16 protein-coding genes and 1 tRNA gene are annotated in these 20,217 nt (G+C 39.3%); 2 read left to right on the top strand and 15 right to left on the bottom strand.

Annotation, left to right across the window (positions count from 1 at the left end):
- Window positions 1-114: 114 nt before the first annotated feature.
- The 12 genes from ACWIT3_RS04380 to ACWIT3_RS04325 all read right to left on the bottom strand — a co-directional run bounded on the left by ACWIT3_RS04380 (window position 115) and on the right by ACWIT3_RS04325 (window position 13,638).
- A complete protein-coding gene (locus ACWIT3_RS04380) occupies window positions 115-3,492 on the bottom strand; it encodes a TonB-dependent receptor domain-containing protein (protein WP_457161586.1) in 3,378 nt (1,125 codons plus the stop codon).
- A 207-nt stretch (window positions 3,493-3,699) separates the two neighbouring features.
- Window positions 3,700-4,620 carry a tRNA pseudouridine(55) synthase TruB gene (gene truB, locus ACWIT3_RS04375; RefSeq protein WP_457161585.1) on the bottom strand — a complete coding sequence of 307 codons (921 nt, stop codon included), beginning with the start codon at window positions 4,618-4,620 and terminating at the stop codon, window positions 3,700-3,702.
- Complete coding sequence (rbfA, locus tag ACWIT3_RS04370) at window positions 4,620-5,027, bottom strand: 30S ribosome-binding factor RbfA (RefSeq protein ID WP_457161584.1); 408 nt, start codon at window positions 5,025-5,027, stop codon at window positions 4,620-4,622. The genes truB and rbfA overlap by 1 nt, the downstream gene beginning before the upstream one ends.
- 248 nt (window positions 5,028-5,275) lie before the next feature.
- Complete coding sequence (gene infB / locus ACWIT3_RS04365; RefSeq protein WP_457161583.1) at window positions 5,276-7,798, bottom strand: translation initiation factor IF-2; 2,523 nt, start codon at window positions 7,796-7,798, stop codon at window positions 5,276-5,278.
- A 14-nt stretch (window positions 7,799-7,812) separates the two neighbouring features.
- On the bottom strand, window positions 7,813-9,297 hold the full coding sequence (gene nusA, locus ACWIT3_RS04360) for a transcription termination factor NusA (protein ID WP_457161582.1): 1,485 nt from the start codon (window positions 9,295-9,297) through the stop codon (window positions 7,813-7,815).
- Window positions 9,298-9,314: 17 nt separating this feature from the next.
- Window positions 9,315-9,770, bottom strand: a complete 456-nt coding sequence (rimP, locus tag ACWIT3_RS04355; RefSeq protein ID WP_457161581.1) for a ribosome maturation factor RimP — start codon at window positions 9,768-9,770, stop codon at window positions 9,315-9,317.
- A gap of 187 nt (window positions 9,771-9,957) precedes the next feature.
- A tRNA-Met gene (locus ACWIT3_RS04350) sits at window positions 9,958-10,034 on the bottom strand.
- Window positions 10,035-10,140: 106 nt separating this feature from the next.
- Window positions 10,141-10,278, bottom strand: a complete 138-nt coding sequence (locus ACWIT3_RS04345) for a hypothetical protein (protein WP_457161580.1) — start codon at window positions 10,276-10,278, stop codon at window positions 10,141-10,143.
- Window position 10,279: 1 nt separating this feature from the next.
- The gene (locus tag ACWIT3_RS04340) at window positions 10,280-11,023 is read right to left on the bottom strand and encodes a protein kinase family protein (protein ID WP_457161579.1); all 744 of its coding nucleotides are present in this window, start codon (window positions 11,021-11,023) and stop codon (window positions 10,280-10,282) included.
- Between the two features lie 69 nt (window positions 11,024-11,092).
- Window positions 11,093-11,785: a hypothetical protein gene (locus ACWIT3_RS04335; RefSeq protein ID WP_457161578.1), complete on the bottom strand. Its 693-nt coding sequence runs from the start codon at window positions 11,783-11,785 to the stop codon at window positions 11,093-11,095.
- A gap of 152 nt (window positions 11,786-11,937) precedes the next feature.
- Complete coding sequence (nagK, locus tag ACWIT3_RS04330) at window positions 11,938-12,852, bottom strand: N-acetylglucosamine kinase (RefSeq protein WP_457161577.1); 915 nt, start codon at window positions 12,850-12,852, stop codon at window positions 11,938-11,940.
- Window positions 12,853-12,900: 48 nt separating this feature from the next.
- Window positions 12,901-13,638, bottom strand: coding sequence for a phosphatase PAP2 family protein (locus tag ACWIT3_RS04325; protein WP_457161576.1), 738 nt, complete (start codon window positions 13,636-13,638; stop codon window positions 12,901-12,903).
- Between the two features lie 63 nt (window positions 13,639-13,701).
- Between ACWIT3_RS04325 and ribA the strand changes: the two genes are divergently transcribed.
- Entirely contained in the window at window positions 13,702-14,361 is a 660-nt protein-coding gene (gene ribA, locus ACWIT3_RS04320; RefSeq protein WP_457161575.1) for a GTP cyclohydrolase II, read from the top strand.
- A gap of 68 nt (window positions 14,362-14,429) precedes the next feature.
- Here the strand turns inward: ribA and ACWIT3_RS04315 are convergent, their stop codons facing one another.
- Both ACWIT3_RS04315 and ACWIT3_RS04310 read right to left on the bottom strand, forming a co-directional pair.
- Complete coding sequence (locus ACWIT3_RS04315; RefSeq protein WP_457161574.1) at window positions 14,430-16,025, bottom strand: peptide ABC transporter substrate-binding protein; 1,596 nt, start codon at window positions 16,023-16,025, stop codon at window positions 14,430-14,432.
- A gap of 57 nt (window positions 16,026-16,082) precedes the next feature.
- Window positions 16,083-16,445 carry a YbaN family protein gene (locus ACWIT3_RS04310; protein WP_457161573.1) on the bottom strand — a complete coding sequence of 121 codons (363 nt, stop codon included), beginning with the start codon at window positions 16,443-16,445 and terminating at the stop codon, window positions 16,083-16,085.
- A gap of 119 nt (window positions 16,446-16,564) precedes the next feature.
- Between ACWIT3_RS04310 and prlC the strand changes: the two genes are divergently transcribed.
- On the top strand, window positions 16,565-18,604 hold the full coding sequence (prlC, locus tag ACWIT3_RS04305) for an oligopeptidase A (RefSeq protein ID WP_457161572.1): 2,040 nt from the start codon (window positions 16,565-16,567) through the stop codon (window positions 18,602-18,604).
- Between the two features lie 68 nt (window positions 18,605-18,672).
- On the opposite strand, the gene ACWIT3_RS04300 is transcribed toward prlC, so the two are convergent.
- Window positions 18,673-19,941, bottom strand: coding sequence for an NRAMP family divalent metal transporter (locus tag ACWIT3_RS04300; protein WP_457161571.1), 1,269 nt, complete (start codon window positions 19,939-19,941; stop codon window positions 18,673-18,675).
- Window positions 19,942-20,217: the final 276 nt, after the last annotated feature.

Below are 20,217 nucleotides of genomic sequence, written 5' to 3'. Positions count from 1 at the left end.
CGTACTTTATCTCAACATGTTACTCTTATGAACAGTCACTGCCCATTTTTCATTATGTTATACAAACAAGCCCTATCTACACAATAGGGCTTTTAAATAAAATGACAAAACCTGCTAAAATCTTGCGGTTAAACCAAGTTTTACCGTACGACCTGGTGCAGGCATGGAAGATCTAGTCATTGGATCAAGATAATAACGATCTGTTAAGTTAGCCCCTGATAAAGTGAGTAACAAGTTCTCATTCACTTGATAATTAATATACGCGTCCACTAAGAAGACTGGAGTCCAACGAGGTACATTGCTATACCCTGGGAAACCTGCTTCAAATAAAGATTTATTGCGTGTATCTTTAACATTGGTGTGATAAACCAAGCGAGTACCTAGCTCCAATTTTTCATCCAATAAACGCATACCTAAATTTGAAGTGATGCTGTATTTCGGCAAAATGGTATTTTTTAAGTAACCATTGGCATTACCGCCATTCACACAAACAGGGTGAATATGATTTCCTCGAATAGAGAAGTCGTTATTAATAATAGCCGACTCTTTATCACAGAATTTATTGCGGATATTGTAGCTAATGCCTAAATCCGCAAAGAAGTTGCCTTGGTCATAACGCCCTTGTAACTCTAGCCCCTCTAAAATACGTTTTTCAAATTGACGCATTTCGTAATTTGCATCACGGTCAAAAACATTTTTGGTAGTATTTTTGTACCAATTTAAGCGAATATCTGCTCGCCTTAACTGTGGGAAGAAACCACGTAAATCATGTACATAACCAATTTCAATATTTTTACTGTGTTCTGGCTTACGTTTATAGAAAGGCGTCAACACTGCTACTGAATAACCAATGGTATCTTCAAATAAACTTGGCATCCGTTTGGTTTCATCATAGCGCGCATAAATCCGTGCATTAGGACCTAAAAATACCGTTGCACTGAATGACGGTGCCCAAGCGTGAGCTTTCCGCTCGGCTTTTTTCATGGCTGCCCATTGTGAATCCGTCAAAGGAATATGCTCGCCTTTTGCTCCTCCCTCAAGTCGATAGCGATAGATTTTCTCTCCAGCTAACCATTTACCCGCGTTCTCAAAATTGCGTGGTATCACTTCCTCATTTTTTCCCGTAATCGGATTTTCAACTAATTCTTTCAAAGTAGCAGGATCAATCTCCCCATTAAAAGTTGGAAACTCCTCTCCAGAATAATTTCCATATTCATTTCTATGCCAGAAAAATTCTTTAACAAGATCATATTTCATTCCTGAACCTTGAGCATTAAAATATTTTTCTTCAAATTCTTTTTCCTCTGCTGATAACTCTGGAAAATTGTTCGCAAGTTTAAATTCCTCGAATCTCGTATCCCTTGCAGCCCGAAAACTAAAACTACACACATTAAGAGCAAAACCTGCTTGCTGACAAATTTCCTCCGTTGTCATACCTTGACTTAATAAAGTATCAAATGTGGGATCTTTTTCTGCAAATTGTTTTGTGAGTTCAATTTGGCGGTTATAAGTTTTTTTATAACGTTCAGCAACTGCCTTATCCGCATCTTCTAGTTCTTTAACTTTCAATAAACTTAATTTAATCACAGAAGGATTTTGAATTGCCTCTTTATTCATGTCCTTAATTTTTTCTTGTAACCCCTTATCTTTCGATTTGTAGTGGGTATATTTCATCCCCGCCGTGAGCATTAACCAATCTGTTGGCATATATTCAAAACGGAAACCCGCATTAAACTCATTACGCGTGCCTTTTCTGGGTGCAGCTTTGGCATCAGTACTGATCCCCACTTTACAAGCATTTGGATTGGTTGGGCTACAATCACCAGACATTGCACCTGGTACTTTATATTTTTCCCATAATCCAAATACGGTTTCCGTTTCGAGGGTTTCACGGCGATAGTTCGCCATCACATCAAGATTTAATCTTGGATGGAGCTCAAAGCGATTACTTATCGTTATCCCCCAATGGTTATCACGCGCAAATTGTGCATATGCTTTTTGCGTATTAAAAATGCCATCTGTGTTTGGAGTTGCCGTGCCTGAATTTAAATAAGCCTCACTTTTTTCTTTCATGAGTTTAACTAACTCTTTTTCCACTTCTTTACGGAAATTAGGATCATCAAAATCGAAATTCCAATCTGGATGCATTTGCATATATTGTGGCCCTACAATGCTATAGGCTTCGTTAATTGCTTCCATACGCATATTGCTATATTGCTGATCAGAGAACAATACATCCATTGGTGAGCCACCCGCTGTATTGGTTAAAGTCTTATTCCACAATGCCCAAGCTCCAATCTTTAAATCAAGCCACTTATTATCTGGTGGATTAAGTTCATAGTTAAAACTGATGGATTTTTGTTTTACATTAGCAAGAGGCCATTCTAGAACTGTACCTAATCCCCCCCAAACTTGACCTAAACGTGATGGCATAATATCGCCATATTGAATATCACTTTGTCTAAAATTCATATTTACATTGGAATAATCATTAATATAGTATTTTCCTTTCAGCAATAAAGATTTAGATTCATACGAGGTATTCGGTGTTTCATATTTCGGATAATAAATTTTCGCAATATAAGGCACATAAGGATCATCACTGTAAAGATTAACATTTCGCTCCATAGGTTTTCCTTCACCATAACGATGTCCCCCTTTCGAACCTGCATAATAATTTCCCTTATTGCGATAAGCATACGCAGCTAAACCCTCAAACTTATCTTGCTTAGTTGCAACGGCAAGACGAACCGCATTATCATTAAAGAACTTATTACGCCCACCGCTACGTGCTTCTTGACGATCATCTCCTTTGAAGAAAGCCGCCCATTCGCCTAATTCAGCTCCACCAAGTTGGCTAACTTTACGATAATCTTCACCAAAAATATAAGGTCCAGGTCGTTTTTTAATTGAGTTATTAGCGGTTTCTGCTTTTAGCTCGATCCCCCATTTATCCCCAGGTTTAACAATATCATTAACAGAGAGTGTACTCATTCTGACTGTCCCTGCCGATCCTGTACGTAAAGAGCGGTTCAAACTTGGACCTTTTTCAACTGAAACCGAGCTAATCAAGAATGGATCAAGGTAATTGCGGTTTGATACCCCAGCATAACCACGCCAAATTGTAATAGATTGTTCTGTGTCATCGACTAAGACAGGAATCCGCCCCTGTCCCCATGCACTACGAATAATCGGATCAATGGCACCACCGTTACGAGCATCGCCACTATAAACTCCCGTGACACCACTAAATAAATCAGAAACCGAATGACCATGGAACGCTTCAATTTCTTTTTTGCTTTTGTATTCTGTCACTTGATCTTTAGTAAACACACTGTCTTTTCCTGCTTGAGCGTTATTATCCCCTTTGCTACCAACCACAATGGTTTCTAGGCTGGTAGCTTGTGCAACAGAAAGATTTAATAACATCAAAAGCAACGTTGTCGCTAAACTAACGCACCTTAATTGGTTTGAGTTTTTGATCTTAAACATACTTAGTCTCCAATTTAATTAAATAATAATCATTATCATTAACATTAAATAAGGGATAATTCTAAGAAATGTACATTTATCATTCAATTATAAAAATGTTATTTTGTGATCTTGAACACACATTTATTTAACAATGTAATAACATTTACAAAATAAAAAAGACCGCACAATGCGGTCTTTTTATAAAGGATGATCAATAATTTAAGCTCAATATTGCGAGACTAAACGCTGCGGATGAATAACATTACGCTCATCTACTAACGCAACCCCCAAGAATTGCTGCTTATCCGAAAACAAGCGAACCTGCCCAATACATGCATTTAGATTATCAAACTTCACGCGTTGACCAAACCCAATCGCTTTGCTCTGCTCTTCTGTTAACATTAAAGCTGGCAACTTAGAAACCGCACTATCAACAGGTAGTAAATGTTGATCAAGTACAGCAAGATCCTGTCGCTCTGCTAATTCTTGTAAACGATTCCAATCCATCATTGCTTCAACAGGATAATCCGCCACGGCTGTGCGACGTAATACCGTCACATGGGCACCGCAACCTAAATACTCACCTAAGTCGTCCACTAGGGTACGAATATACGTTCCTTTTGAGCAATGAACCTCTAAAGTTAAGTATGGTGCCTGATACTCAATAAACTGCAATTCGAAAATCGTAATAGGACGCGCTTCACGTTCAACCGTGATGCCCGCACGTGCGTATTCATACAGCGGTTTACCTTGATGTTTCAGCGCCGAAAACATGGTTGGGACTTGCATGAGATCGCCACGAAAATGTGGCAACGCGGCAAGAATATCCAGCTCGTTCACTTGCACCGCCCGAGTCTCAACAATTTGTCCTTCTGCATCAGAGGTATCGGTTCTTTCACCCAGTTTCGCCGTAACGCAATAACGTTTATCTGCATCTAATAAAAACTGCGAAAACTTAGTTGCTTCCCCCAAACAAATGGGTAACATCCCCGTTGCTAAAGGATCTAATGCCCCAGTATGCCCTGCCTTGTTGGCTTGGAAAAGACGTTTGACTTTTTGCATAATGTCATTCGAACTCATCCCTTGTGGCTTATCGAGCAAAAAAACACCATCAATATCACGTCCGCGCTTACGAGGTTTTGACATTATTTTTCCTCTGATACCGCATCATTTTCATCATCAATATGACGAGCTTGATCTTGGCGGACTACGTTGGTTACTAAGTTAGACATACGCATCCCCTCAATTAAAGAACGGTCATAAACGAAACGAATTTCAGGTACAATACGTAAACGCATTGCTTTACCTAATAAACTGCGGATATAAGGCGATGCTTTCTCCAGCCCTTTCATCCCTGCTTCAATCGCCGCTTCATCATTATCAAATAAAAACGTGACAAAGACCTTGGCATATGCAAGATCGCTTGATACTTCAACATCAGAGACAGTCACCATACCAATACGTGGGTCTTTGACTTCACGTTGTAAAATCACCGCAATTTCCTTTTGAATTTCCTGGGCAACGCGATCACTACGTTTAAATTCTCTTGCCATTTGCTTTTCCTTTCTTGTTCATTAAGGCGTGTATTTTGGCATAAATACCGCATTTTTAACACCGATAACTGAACGTTACGAACCATTTTATCTCAATTGGTATCACATGTTGAGTATGCTTCACGCATTCCAATTGAGCAATGCTAGCGTCTTACTCTCTCGCATCATGTTATCTTGTTCAATATATCTTATAACAAAAAAGCGGATAGCCATGACTATCCGCTCAAAATCTAATTGTCTGACTGACGTTAAATCGTACGTTTAATTTCCACAACTTCAAAGACTTCGATTTGGTCGCCCACTTTCACATCGTTGTAGTTCTTCACGCCGATACCACATTCCATACCGTTACGCACTTCTGCAACGTCATCTTTGAAGCGACGTAATGACTCAAGTTCACCTTCAAAGATTACCACGTTATCACGTAATACACGGATTGGATTGTTACGTTTCACGATACCTTCCGTCACCATACAACCTGCGATTGCACCGAATTTCGGATGACGGAATACATCACGTACTTCAGCAAGACCAATGATTTCTTGTTTGAATTCAGGTTGTAACATCCCGCTCATCGCCGCTTTAATTTCGTTTAATAGCTCATAAATGATTGAGTAGTAACGTAAATCAATGTTTTCTGATTCGATAATACGGCGTGCTGATGCATCTGCACGAACGTTAAAGCCAAGTACGATAGCATTTGATGCTGCTGCTAACGTTGCATCGGTTTCAGTAATACCACCCACACCAGAGCCTACGACTTTGACTTTAACTTCTGAAGTTGAAAGTTCGTTCAAAGATTGGCAAATTGCTTCCACAGAACCTTGTACGTCTGCTTTGACAATCACGTTCAATTCTGCTACATCGCCTTCTGCCATATTGGTAAACATATTTTCCAATTTCGCTTTTTGTTGACGAGCAAGTTTCACCTCGCGGAATTTACCTTGACGGTATAACGCTACTTCACGTGCTTTTTTCTCATCACGAACAACCGTTGCTTCATCACCCGCCGCTGGTACGCCCGAAAGCCCTAACACCTCAACTGGAATTGATGGTCCAGCCATTGCGACTTCTTTACCATTTTCGTTACGCATCGCACGTACACGACCATATTCAAAGCCACAAAGTACAATGTCACCACGATGTAATGTACCCGATTGAACAAGGATTGTTGCCACTGGACCACGACCTTTATCAAGGTAAGATTCAATGACCACACCTGTTGCCATACCATCTTTAACCGCAGTTAATTCCAGTACTTCTGATTGCAATAAGATTGCTTCAAGCAAATCATCAACCCCTGTACCTTTTTTCGCAGACACATACACGAATTGAGTATCACCACCAAATTTCTCTGCAACCACTTCGTGTTGTAATAATTCCGTTTCTACACGCTCTGGATTGGCTTCAGGTTTATCAATTTTGTTTACTGCAACAACAATTGGTACACCTGCTGCTTTTGCGTGTTGAATCGCTTCGATAGTTTGCGGCATCACACCATCATCTGCTGCAACCACAAGCACAACGATGTCTGTGGCTTTCGCACCACGTGCACGCATTGAGGTAAACGCGGCGTGTCCTGGAGTATCTAAGAAAGTGATCATTTTGCCATCTTCAGTTTGTACGTGGTATGCACCGATATGCTGAGTAATCCCACCTGCTTCTCCTGAAGCCACTTTTGCTTTACGAATATAGTCAAGTAATGAGGTCTTACCGTGGTCAACGTGACCCATAATGGTCACAACTGGCGCACGAGTCACTAATTCCGCATCTACATCGCGATCGCTCATGACGGACTCTTCTAATTCGTTCTCTTTACGAATGATAACTTTGTGACCCATTTCTTCTGCAACAAGTTGTGCAGTTTCTTGGTCGATCACTTGGTTAATGGTTGCCATTGCGCCCATTTTCATCATTGTTTTGATCACTTCGGTTGCTTTCACTGCCATTTTGTTTGCCAGTTCAGCCACAGTAATGGTTTCACCAATCACAACATCACGGTTAACCGCTTGTGCTGGTTTAGTGAAGGCTTGTTGTAATGCGCTACCTTTCTTCGCATTTTTGCCTTTACCATTTTTACCATCTTTTTGATTACGACGATTAGATTCACGTTCTGTTTTTGAACTTTCTTCTTCACGTCCGCCTTTTTTCGCTTTAGCCACTTTATTTTTGCCACCACGATTACGGCTTTCTTTACGACGTTCTTCTTCATCTTCTGCTTCACGCGCATAAGTAGAGGTTAAGTGATAATCCGCATAGTCATCACTTGATTCCGAATCTGTATCATCATCACTTAACTCGGCATAACGTTTAGCTTCTTCCGCCGCTTTACGAGCTTGCTCCTCTGCTTTTTGACGCGCTAATTCATCTGCTTTGCGACGTAGTTCCGCTTCTTCCGCGCGACGTTTTTCTTTTTCTGCATCCACTACTTTCGCAGGGGTTACAGCCGCTTGTGCTTTTTTGGCTTCTTCTGCTGCTTTCATTTCTTCGGCTTTTGCTTGTTTTGCTTTTTCCGCTTCAAGACGTGCTTTTTCTTCCGCTTCTTTTTTAGCCTTTTCAGCGGCTAATCTTTCCGCCTCTTCTGCTGCTTTCAACTTCGCTTCTTCTGCACGTTTTGCAGCATCCGTTGGCACAGTACGCTTTTTACGGACTTCCACTTGTACTTCTTTTGCTTTACCACCCGCGGTTGTGCTGACCGTGGTTTTCGTTCTACGCTGTAAACTCAGTTTTTTTGGGGTTGTACCATCTGCTTTTTTTACATCTTCTGTCATCTCTTTTCCTCCCATTACTCACTGAACCAACAGATATTACGTGCTGCCATAATAAAGTCTGCTGCCTGTTCTGCCGTTAATTCTTCAATATCTGCTAAATCATCCACACCTTGCTCAGCAAGTTCTTCCAAGGTTGTAATTTTTTTCTCTGCTAATTTTAATGCGATATGACGATTCATACCGTCTAAGTTCAGTAAGCGTGCTTCAATATGTGCTTGTTTTAACGCTTCTTCTTCTGCCAATGCAGCAGCGGTCAGCGCATTTTTGGCTCTTTCTTGTAATTCTTCAACAAGATCTTCATCTTCCAAACCGTCAATCGCTGTTAACTCACTGACAGAAACGTACGCTAATTCTTCTAACGTTGAAAAACCTTCTTCAATCAGAAGATGTGCAAAATCTTCATCAATCTCTAATGTATTCATGAACAGTTTTAACACTTTATTGTCTTCTGCTTGATGTTTTTCATCTAATTCATCGGTGGTCATCACATTTAATGTCCAACCCGTTAACTGTGTTGCGAGACGAACGTTCTGACCGTTACGACCAATCGCTTGTGCTAAATTTGCTGACTCAACTGCGATATCCATTGAATGTGAATCTTCATCAACAACGATTGAACTAACATCCGCTGGTGCCATCGCGTTAATCACGAATTGTGCTGGATTATCATCCCAAAGCACAATATCAACACGCTCACCACCTAATTCGTTAGTGATCGCTTGTACACGCGCACCACGCATACCCACACAAGCACCTACTGGATCGATACGTTTATCATTGCTTTTTACTGCAATTTTCGCACGAGAACCTGGATCACGAGCCGCACTCTTAATTTCAATAAGTTCTTCACCAATTTCAGGCACTTCAATACGGAATAGCTCAATCAACATTTCTGGCTTAGCACGCGTTACAAATAGCTGGGCACCTTTGCTTTCTGGGCTCACTTTGTATAACACACCGCGGACACGATCGCCTGGACGGAAGTTTTCACGTGGCAACATATCTTCGCGTAAAATCACTGCTTCAGCTTGTTGACCTAAATCTAATACAATATTGTCACGGTTTACTTTTTTCACCGTCCCCGTCACAATTTCACCCTCTTGTGAACGGAACTGTTCAACAATTTTATTACGTTCTGCTTCACGAATCTTTGTGCTAATCACTTGACGCGCGGTTTGCATCGTAATACGGTCGAATGCGACAGATTCAATTTGATCTTCGACATAATCACCTAATTGTACGTTTGGATCTTCAAATTGTGCAGCTTCTAACGTGATTTCTTTCGTTGGATTGGTCACTTCTTCTACCACTAACCAGCGACGGAAAGTATCAAATTCCCCAGTTTTAGGATTAATCACAACACGTACATCAATTTCTTGCTCATATTTTTTCTTAGTTGAAAGCGCTAATGCGCTTTCTAATGCTTCAAAAATTTTTTCGCGTGGTAATAATTTCTCGTTTGATACGGCTTCAGCAGCCAATAAAAGTTCTTTACTCATTGCTCTGTTTGCTCCTGTTAAAATTTAGGAATAATATTGGCTTTCTGAATATTGCCAAACACTAACATTTGTTCTTGACCATCAACAATTAAGGTCAACATATCGTTTTCGATCTTCTCTAATTTCCCTTGCCATTTACGACGATCTAATACAGGAATGCGTAAATGTACGACAATTTCTTGACCGATGTAACGCTGATATTGTGCTAAGGTAAACAAAGCTCGGTCGAGCCCTGGAGAAGATACCTCTAAGTTATATTTATCTGCAATCGGATCTTCAACATCTAAAATCGCACTGACTTGGCGACTCACATCTGCACAATCCTCAACAGTCACGCCACCTTCTTTATCAATATATAAACGCACAGTTAAATATCTGCCTGAACGTTGGCATTCTATCCCCCAAAGTTCACAACCTAAATCTTCAACGGATGCTTGTAATAACGCTTGTAACTTTTGTTCTAACGTTGCCAAAACAAAACCCTCATAATATGGTTTAATGACTCATCATACACTCATCTTTCCATGTGAATGACTATTCATCTCAAATTTTAGACGTAAAAAAAGGACTCGAGAATCCAGTCCTTACATCAAAAAATCCTCATCCAGATACGAAAAAACCCCATCATATTGGGGCTTCTTTACTGAACTGTCTGTAAAGTGGTTGCGGGGGCCGGATTTGAACCGACGGCCTTCGGGTTATGAGCCCGACGAGCTACCAAGCTGCTCCACCCCGCGTCCGAAATATGCGCGTATTATAAAGCGTTCATCAAAAATAGCAAGTTATAATTGTCAATTTTTTAAGTATTATCAAAAATTTTGATAAGTTCAAATTGAGGTTATATTAAAAACGAACACCTGTGCCAACGCCTATACCAACCCCCACGCCACGACTTCCTCCACCAGCATTGAGACTCCCACCGATAGCGCAGCTAGATAACAAAAGACTCATTGCCATTACCATCATCACATACTTTTTCATACTACTTCCCCTTATTCAGTTGAGCAGACATATTGTCAAATAAACGATAAATTGCAATTAAATCGGTTTTTGCAATCGGCTTAAATGGTAACAAAAGATAATACACAAAGCGATATCGACGCAAGATTGTACAAACACGTTGCCAGACTTGTGGATCTCCTAACGCCGTATACAAGCCGATCACGTTTTGTACCTCGTGATCTGAAATCACTTTTGCACGACACAATCCATGCAAAAAAATTAATACATCACGCGCTTTGTCTCCCACAAGATTATCTTTATGGTAGACATGTGCCTCAAAATCTAAGAACGTCACCTCGCCATTACGCCATGCGATATCACGCAGTGCAGGACGACCATGAATTAATCCTTTATGATGCAAATCAATCAGGGCTTTCGTACAATCAGATAAAATCGTTCTTTTTACACTGTCTGATACCTCAGGATCCTCTTTCCAATTGATTGCTGTTCTTCCTGCATCGTCTAATACTAAAAAGTCTTCATCATACAACATCACTTGAGGCACAGGTGCCTGTACAGATTCAAAATACTGTAAGGTTTCAATTTCTTGTTGAAAAGACTTTTTAGGATTAGGTTTTAATAATTTCCAAATAAGACTCAAATGTTCAGGTTGTTTTAACCAAAAACGCCGATTTTGGTATTCAAAACAATAAATCCTTGTTCCTTTATGAGTATTAACCAAGGATCTAACATAGTCCTCAAAAGAGGGATCTATCGATTCCACATTTTTTCCTTTTCTTTAAATAAGAAAGTGCGGTCAATTTGAACCGCACTTTGTGTTGATTATCCGATTTTACTTTTTGATTAAGCTAAGTTTACTGACTTTATCGCCAGACAATTGGCAGTCCATGGTATAGTATTGGTTACCATTTAAGCGTACTGTTGCACGAATACTGTTTGCCGTAACGACTGCATTGTCAGGGCTACGGAAAACGCGATGAGTTTGTACAACTTGCTGAATCTTCGCAATACACAAATAATTCACTTTTGCATCATTTCCTGTATTAATCCGCCCAACGCTGCCATCTGCTTTGTTATAACCTAAGATTTTGTATAGTTTTTTACTTTGCGCCAAGAGTGCTTGTTGTTTTTCCATACTAGGCTCGACTTTTTGACCATGCACATTCACTGCGGCAGTCATTTTTGACATATTATCAAATTGGTAAACACCGCTTTCATCTTGAACGACATTAATTTTGCCAGCTTGGTAAAAAAATTGAGTCACTTTTCCATCTTTTTTGACTTTAATTAATTCTGGCTGCGCACTTAAATATGCAACATATTGCTCATTATTGTGTACATATTCAAAGGTTTTCAACGCGGCAGCTTTTTGCTCTAGGCTTGCAAGATCTACCCCCAGTGTTTTTGTCGCCACTTCCGCGGAAACCACAGGCGCATGTTGTGGGATAATTTCAGATAAATGGCTACAAGCAGACAAAGCCAATACAGATGAGAACAGTAAAGCGTGAGTAGAAAATTGACGCATAAAGTTTCCTTAAAAAATCGAAAAGACTGACTAATTTTAACAAACTTTAAACTATTTTTGAATAAAAATACCACTAAAAGAAGAATTTACTGCCATTTTCAACTTTCAAATAAAAAAATAACGAGGCATAATGCCTCGTTACACTCTCTTTTTTATTTCGTTAAAAATAACGCAGCTGCACCACGCACACCACCTGAATCACCGTATTTCGCTTTTTTAATCAGAGGCACTTTTGCACTACGCAATAAATGAGCAGGTAAGGCTTTTGGTAAGGCTTCATAAAGATAATCAAAATTCGATAAGCCCCCACCTAATACCATTACATGAGGATCCAATGCAGTGATAATATTTGCTATCGATACCGCACAAAGTTCAACAAAAAGTTCAACAAATTTGACCGCACTTTTCTCTCCCGCATAAAAACGTTGGATGATCTCTTTGGCACTTAATGCTTCACCTTGTAAATCACGATATAACATTTCAAAGCCACGACCAGACAAATACGTGTCTAAACAAGCATGGTTGCCACAACCACAAGCGTAAATTGGTGCTTTATCCCAGCCAAGTAATTTAAGAGCATGATAATTTAATTGTGTATGACCAAGTTCGCCTGCCATTCCAGTTTGACCTGAGTGTACTTTACCATTAAAAATCAGCCCGCCTCCAAAGCCTGTGCCTAAAATGAGACCAAGAACACAAGGATAGTCTTTATTTTCCTCATCCCATGCTTCTGATAACGCAAAACAGTTCGCGTCATTCTCTGCACGCACTTCACGTCCAAGGCGCGCTGATAAATCTTTCACAATAGGTTGATGATCTGCAGCAGGAATATTCACAATTTCAGCTATGCCAGTAGAGGGATTCACGAACCCAGGAATCCCTAAGCCTACTGTACCTTTGCAGTGAAACATGTCATCTGCTTTTTTCACTAAATTCTCAATAGTATTGAGCCATTCTTCATAACTCTTTTTAGGTGTTTCAACTCGTTCACTATAAAGTTTTTCTAGCTTCTCATTAAATACAGCAAGCTCAATTTTTGTACCGCCAATATCAAATCCGTATAACATATTCACCTCACGATAAAAATCATCTTGATTTTAACGACTTTGTCATTTTTATTTCTTGATAAAAATCGCCTTTTTTTGCAAAAAAGTAAAAATTCCCCAATGCACACCAAATGCAATCAAAGTACTCACCAATAAATCTATTGGATAATGCATGCCAAAACGTAAGCGGCTAAACAACATTAATAGTGCCCAAACCGCAGTTGTGCTTACTAGCAATTTCGCAGACAAGGTTCGAGCCCCGAGTAATTGCACAAACCCCACTGCCAGCATTAACCAGGTTGCAGCAAAAATCGTATGACCAGATGGGAAAGCATAACCGACTTCTTTCTCATAATGATCTTTTAGCCATACGGGTGTGTCCGCTTTCTCTTGATAAAATTGCTCAACGACTTGAGAACGTTGTTCTCTCTCTTGCGCATAAAAGCGTTCAACATTTATACCTAATTCTTGTGCAACATACACTACATAAGGACGTGGTTCTGAAAACATATTCTTCAAACCACTCTTTATTCCTTGTGTCAAGATCACAGCAAATGCCATCACAATAATACTGATCACCCATTGTTTCTTATTTGAAAATAAAGGCCAAAACAAAAGAGGAAAAATTGCACAGGTGATCATGGCATAAGGCACACTTCCCGTTTCTGTTAAAATATAGAGAGGATAATCATAGGGCGTCATTAAATCATTGTTATTCCACTGCCATGCAAAAATCCAAGCAAAAAAAGGGACAATACAAAGTAATAAGGTATATAATGACAATCTTTTTAACATGTTTATAACCATAACATTGAAAATCTGAAAGAATTGCATTCTATCAGATAAAATGTAAAAGAATAAGGATTGATTATGGCAAAAATTCAACGCGTCACCGAAGCCAATTTGCCAACAGAATTTGGGGTGTTCAAAATCGTCGGATTTGAATTTCCTGATACGAAAAAAGAACATGTGGCACTGGTTTTGGGGGATATCGAAAATACAGACGAGCCGATCCTTGCTCGTATTCATTCAGAATGCCTAACAGGTGATGCCTTACATAGCTTAAAATGTGACTGTGGTTTCCAGCTAGCAGCTGCATTACGTCAAATTAGCGAAGCAGGAAGAGGGGTATTGCTCTATCATCGGGAAGAAGGGCGTGGCATTGGGTTAATAAACAAAATTAGAGCATATGCGTTACAAGATCAAGGCATGGATACGATTGAGGCAAATCTCGCTTTGGGATTTGCTGCTGATGAACGTAACTTTGAAGTCTGTGCCGATATGTTCGATTTATTGGGGGTAAAAAAGATCCGTTTACTCACTAACAATCCCAATAAAATTGAGACCATGCGAAAATCGGGAATTAACATCGTAGAACGCGTTGCCCTTAATGTTGGTGAAAATCGTTACAATACTGAATATTTGGATACAAAAGCCAAAAAAATGGGACACTTTATTGTACATAACCAGCAAAAACATCTCCTTGAATGTCCTTACTGTTCTGAAGAAGTCCCGACTCAAAACAAATAATGATAAGTTGCCCACTGATACCGTGGGCAATCTATGGATAAAACCGACCGCACTGTTATCTCACTTTTCTAATAACCTACTTTACGATACAGGTCCTTACTGTACAACACCCCTGTCGGATTATTGTTCTGATAACCCGCAATACTGGAGTGAATAAAAATTGGCATCGTTTCTTGAAAGAGCGGTAACACTACGTAATCTTGTTGTAATTTATTTGCTATTTCATGATATAGCTTTTCACGTTCAAGTGGTGTTTGAACAGATAATGTTGCTTCAGCTAATTTATCCACATCTACATTACGATACCCCATTTTATTATCAGGGGAATGAGAATAAAACAAATATAAAAATGCCATAGGATCAGAATAATCCGCGCACCAGCCAGAGCGAATTAACTGAAAATCCCCCGTCGCCCTTTTAGCCAGGAGTTGTTGCCAGGAGACAGGTTCAGCACTTACACGAATCATGTCAGATTGTGACCACATTTGAATTAAGCGTTGTGCAATACTGGCATGTACCGTCCCTTGATCGTAAGTCAATTTTAGCTGCAAAGGTGAAGTTTCTGTGATGCCATGTTGTTTTAATATTTGCTCCACTACCACAGGTTCCCATGCTGATTCAGAAATCATTTGCATTGAATCAGGCAAAAAATGGGGGGTTGCCCACATCTGTGGGACCACCTCTTGCACGATACGTTGACTCGAAATCATCGAGGTTAACGCTTGACGCACCGCTTTTTTTTGCAATAGTGGATCATTGAAATTGAACTCATAGTAGTAAGTACAAAGTTTAGGAAAATAATGCAGATCATGCTGAGTTTGCTGTGATTCAACCACAATATCCATTTCTGAAATAGGCTGTGATGGGGCTATTTTTTTATAATCAACAAACTTAAACGCCGCCTGCTGATTTGCCCAATAATGCACATTTTTTTCTAAATGAATACGATCACCCTGTTGCTGCATCACTCGATATGCACCATTTCCGATAAATTGTTCTGTCACGGATTGGTAACGTGGTAATAATGCCACATGCGCAAGCATCGCGGGTAATTGTGGAGTGGCTTTATCCAATTGAATACGCAAAATCGTAGGCTCAACCGCTTCTACCCCTAATTTTCCTACAGGCATTTCACCTGCCAATACCGCACGACTATTCACCACATTCAGAAAAGTGAAATACGATCTTAACGGGTTGTCTGTCTCAACTAACTGTTGCCAACTCAAGACAAAGTCCTGTGCAGTAACCGCTTCCCCATTTGACCATTTGGCATTATCACGCAAGATAAACAACCAGGTTTTATAATCTTCCGTCTCCCAACGTTCAGCCACAGCAGGAATCACCTGACCATGTTTATCATAAGCCGTTAGCCCCTCCAAAACATCTTGTAAAAACGTCGCCTGTGCCGTATTCATCGCTTGGTGAGGGTTAAAAACTAAATCGCTATATACACCACGGGTTAATAATTCCCGAGAAGGTACTTTCTCACTTTGCATCGTCTCTGGAGTAGGTGTTTTTTCAATGGTAACGACTTGTTGTGAAGGTTCACAGGCGGCTAGAGATAAAATAAGAAAAACGAAGACCGCCGTTTTTAACGCTAACACACGGCTTATTCTTGAGAGAGGTATTCTTGAAAAGAAGGCAAAATAATTATGGCTAAACATTGAATCAATTCCTACAAAATAATCGGTATTATACAAACAATGTCTAGCCAATACTAACTATTGCTTCGCGGTTTTAATCCAAAAGAAGAAAAACCAATATTTTGTTAATAACACTAAGATGATAATGGTACGTCCAACTACACTTGGTGTGAAATAAAACCCAATCGATAACATGATCGTCGCAAATAAGAGAATCCAAAATTTTGATTTTTGAGTTAATGAACGATCTTCTTTAAAAGATTTAAGATGTTTGTTATAGAGCTTAGTTTGCATAAACCAGTTATGTAAACGATCAGACCCTTTTGCAAAAAAGAATAACGTGAGTAATAAAAAAGGCGTCGCTGGGAGCAAAGGAAGCATGATCCCTAACACGCCTAATCCAAGAAAAATAAAGCCTAATAAAATATAAATTGGTTTCATAACGATCCTTTTGAATAAAAACGATTATCAATTATCTACAATTTTTTCGCTTTTTCAAGCTGGATATTATAAAATTTTGCCCCATATAATGAAAATCACATTTATTTGAAAGGAATATCATGACAAATCCATTATTGACTTTTTCTGGTTTACCTCCATTTTCGCAAATTAAACCAGAACACATTCAACCTGCAGTTGAACAATTGATCCAAGAATCACGTACAACAATAGACTCCTTAGTTAAACAATCGCACTTTACTTGGGATAACTTTATTCTGCCATTGACGGAAATAAATGATCGCTTTAATAAAGCGTGGTCTCCTGTCTCTCATCTCAATGCGGTAAAAAATAGTCCCGCACTGCGTGAAGCATATCAGGCTTGTTTACCTTTACTTTCCGAATACAGTACTTGGGTAGGTCAACATGCTGGCTTATACCACGCTTATCAACAACTCAAGAATAATCCAGAATTTGACACGTATGATGTTGCGCAGAAAAAAGCAATTGAAAATGCACTTCGTGATTTTAAACTCTCGGGTATTTCCTTACCTATTGAAAAACAAAAACGTTATGGCGAAATTTCTGCGCGCCTATCTGAATTAAGTGCACAATTTAGTAATAACGTCCTTGATGCCACAATGGGTTGGGATAAAGTGATTGAAGATGTCACGCAATTAAAAGGTTTACCCGAGTCTGCATTGCAAGCCGCAAAACACTCGGCAGAAAGTAAAGGATTAACGGGCTACCGCTTTACTTTAGAAATCCCAAGCTATTTACCAGTCATGACTTACTGTGAAAATCGTGAATTACGTGAGGAAATGTATCGTGCTTTTGTTACTCGAGCGTCTGAACAAGGACCTAATGCAGGCAAATGGGATAATACTGCAATTATGGAAGAAACATTAGCATTACGTGTTGAGCTCGCTAAATTACTGGATTTCAGTACCTATACTGAACTTTCTCTTGCCACTAAAATGGCGGAAACACCACAACAAGTTCTCGACTTTTTAGATAATCTCGCCGTACGTTCAAAAGCACAAGGAGAAAAAGAACTGGCTGAGTTAAACGCATTTTGCCAAACTGAATTTAACGTTCATACGCTTGAGGCATGGGATATTGCTTTCTATAGTGAAAAACAAAAACAGCATTTATATGCTATAAATGATGAAGCACTACGCCCTTATTTTCCAGAAAATCGCGTGCTCTCAGGACTGTTTGAACTCATTAAACGTCTCTTCAATATTCATGCGGTTGAACGTTTTGATGTTGATACCTGGCATAAAGATGTCCGCTTCTTTGATTTAATAGATGAAAATAACCAAGTCAGAGGGAGTTTCTATTTAGATTTATATGCTCGTGAGCACAAACGAGGTGGCGCATGGATGGATGATTGCATTGGGCGTCGTCGCAAAGCGGATGGGACTATTCAAACTCCAGTAGCCTACCTTACTTGTAACTTCAATGCGCCTATTGGCGATAAGCCTGCTTTATTTACACATGATGAAGTGACCACATTATTCCACGAATTTGGTCATGGTATTCATCATATGCTTACACAAATTGAAGTCGCGGATGTTGCTGGCATTAATGGTGTACCATGGGATGCCGTCGAACTACCTAGCCAGTTCTTAGAAAATTGGTGTTGGGAAGCCGACGCACTGGATTTTATCTCTGGTCACTATGAAACAGGCGATCCTCTACCAAAAGAAAAATTAGAGCAATTGTTAAAAGCTAAAAATTTCCAAGCCGCGATGTTTGTATTACGTCAATTGGAATTTGGTCTATTTGACTTCCGTTTACATCACTATTTTGATCCTGCAAAACAAAATCAAATTTTAATGACGTTAAATGAAGTAAAACAACAAGTTGCTGTTATTAAAGGCGTGGAATGGGCACGTACACCGCACAGTTTTAGCCACATCTTTGCTGGCGGTTATGCAGCAGGCTACTATAGCTATCTTTGGGCCGAAGTCTTGTCTGCTGATGCCTTCTCTCGTTTTGAAGAGGAAGGAATTTTTAATCAAGAAACAGGAAAAGCCTTTTTAAATGCGATTCTTTGTCGTGGGGGGGCTGAAGAGCCAATGACGTTATTTAAACGTTTCCGAGGTCGTGCGCCTCAGCTTGATGCGCTATTAAGACATAAAGGTATTGCGAATTAATTGATTCACAAATACACAAAAGACCGCATGGATATCCAGTGCGGTCTTTTTTTATTTTATATTGTGAATTAGCTTAACCAGCCTGCTTGTTGCGCAATAAATAATAAAGTAAATGACGTTAAATAGAACAAACCAATTAAAGATAACCAGAATAAGCCACCTTTCACTCTATGCTCACCTTTTAAAACAAGAGAAAGATTTAAGTAAGCAAAGACTGGGGTTGAAACAAACGACGCAATCATGGCAAATTTCAACATTGGTCCCACGGCATTGTTAAAATAGAAAATAATCGCTAATCCTGAAATTGCTGCAAGAGTGATAGCAATATTCAAGAAACTAGGACGACTTTCTTGTTTGCCTAAAATTAAACGCAAGCTTTCAACGTTAGTACGGGAATAACCATCAATTACCGTAATTGTCGTACCAAACATACACATGAAAGCGATGAATGCAATTAAACCTCTTGCCCATTCACCAATCGTTGAAGAATACATATTAATGAGCTGAGCAATATATTTTCCTCCCACCATTTGGACGGTTTCACTCGAACCATGTTGAACTAACGCCCCTAATGCTAAGAAAACTAATGCTAAAAGTGCGGTACCAATATAACCGACATTAAAGTCCCAAATCCCATCTTGGTAAGACACTTTTGATACACGACGTTTTGCAATTACCCACATTGAGTTGATCGCAGAAATTTCAATTGGCGCAGGCATCCAGCCCATTAATGCCACAATAAACCCTAAAGCAGCAAGGTTCCAAGGACTTGCGCTCACATAATCAGCAGGCGCCACACCTTGGATGCCATTACGACCTAACGCGATCACAACTGCCGCAACCGTTGTAATTGTTAAAGCAATCATAATCAATTTCGATAAGCCATCTAATAAACGATATTTACCTAATAACAAAATTAATGTACTGACACCAATCACGACAAAACTTAGTGTCGGTACAGGAACTTGGACAGGTAAGACGAACGTTAAGATGGCAGCACATAAAAGCCCTACAGCTGCGGTATTGATAACTGTTGCAAAAACATTCATCAAAAAGAATACCCATAAATACACTTTTCCTTTTTTCAAATAACCTTGTAATAAGGTCTCTCCAGAGTCTAAAGTATATTGCACACCAAAACGGAAAAATGGGTATTTAAAGAGGTTCGCTAAAATGATAATGATAGCAAGTTGCCAGCCATAAATAGCACCAGATTGTGTTGAAGCGATAATATGTGAGCCACCTACTGCAGCAGACGCCATTAAAATCCCAGGTCCTAATGCAGCCAACTTTGTGTGCCACGTTGATTGTTCAAATTGTTGAGTTGTTTCTGTCATAATTGATTCCAAAAGTCATTTTATTATTAATATAAACATTGAATGTAACAATGTTTTAACAATATCGTATATTTGTTATTGTCAGTCAACAGAACAAAAAATAAACAAAAAAGAATTTAACTCTGAATATAATTGGCTATTTAGTATAAAAAACCAAATTACGACAAATTGTTACCCCAAATGTGTTGTTGTACAAAATACAGGCTGGAATAAAATAAATTTGAAAAAATATCAAAACCAAAGAGAAAAGCATTGAAATAAAGGCAGAAGGTAGAA

This window comes from Pasteurella sp. P03HT (genome assembly GCF_054052285.1).
Note: the sequence above shows the minus strand (reverse complement) of the source record. Positions and strands in the feature narration are given on the sequence as shown.

Coding starts and splice junctions, on each gene's coding strand:
- ACWIT3_RS04380 (WP_457161586.1), bottom strand. CDS start 3,492: ATGTTTAAGATCAAAAACTCAAACCAATTAAGGTGCGTTAGTTTAGCG.
- truB (WP_457161585.1), bottom strand. CDS start 4,620: ATGTCAAAACCTCGTAAGCGCGGACGTGATATTGATGGTGTTTTTTTG.
- rbfA (WP_457161584.1), bottom strand. CDS start 5,027: ATGGCAAGAGAATTTAAACGTAGTGATCGCGTTGCCCAGGAAATTCAA.
- infB (WP_457161583.1), bottom strand. CDS start 7,798: ATGACAGAAGATGTAAAAAAAGCAGATGGTACAACCCCAAAAAAACTG.
- nusA (WP_457161582.1), bottom strand. CDS start 9,297: ATGAGTAAAGAACTTTTATTGGCTGCTGAAGCCGTATCAAACGAGAAA.
- ACWIT3_RS04345 (WP_457161580.1), bottom strand. CDS start 10,278: ATGAAAAAGTATGTGATGATGGTAATGGCAATGAGTCTTTTGTTATCT.
- ACWIT3_RS04335 (WP_457161578.1), bottom strand. CDS start 11,785: ATGCGTCAATTTTCTACTCACGCTTTACTGTTCTCATCTGTATTGGCT.
- nagK (WP_457161577.1), bottom strand. CDS start 12,852: ATGTTATACGGATTTGATATTGGCGGTACAAAAATTGAGCTTGCTGTA.
- ACWIT3_RS04325 (WP_457161576.1), bottom strand. CDS start 13,638: ATGGTTATAAACATGTTAAAAAGATTGTCATTATATACCTTATTACTT.
- ribA (WP_457161575.1), top strand. CDS start 13,702: ATGGCAAAAATTCAACGCGTCACCGAAGCCAATTTGCCAACAGAATTT.
- ACWIT3_RS04315 (WP_457161574.1), bottom strand. CDS start 16,025: ATGTTTAGCCATAATTATTTTGCCTTCTTTTCAAGAATACCTCTCTCA.
- ACWIT3_RS04310 (WP_457161573.1), bottom strand. CDS start 16,445: ATGAAACCAATTTATATTTTATTAGGCTTTATTTTTCTTGGATTAGGC.
- prlC (WP_457161572.1), top strand. CDS start 16,565: ATGACAAATCCATTATTGACTTTTTCTGGTTTACCTCCATTTTCGCAA.
- ACWIT3_RS04300 (WP_457161571.1), bottom strand. CDS start 19,941: ATGACAGAAACAACTCAACAATTTGAACAATCAACGTGGCACACAAAG.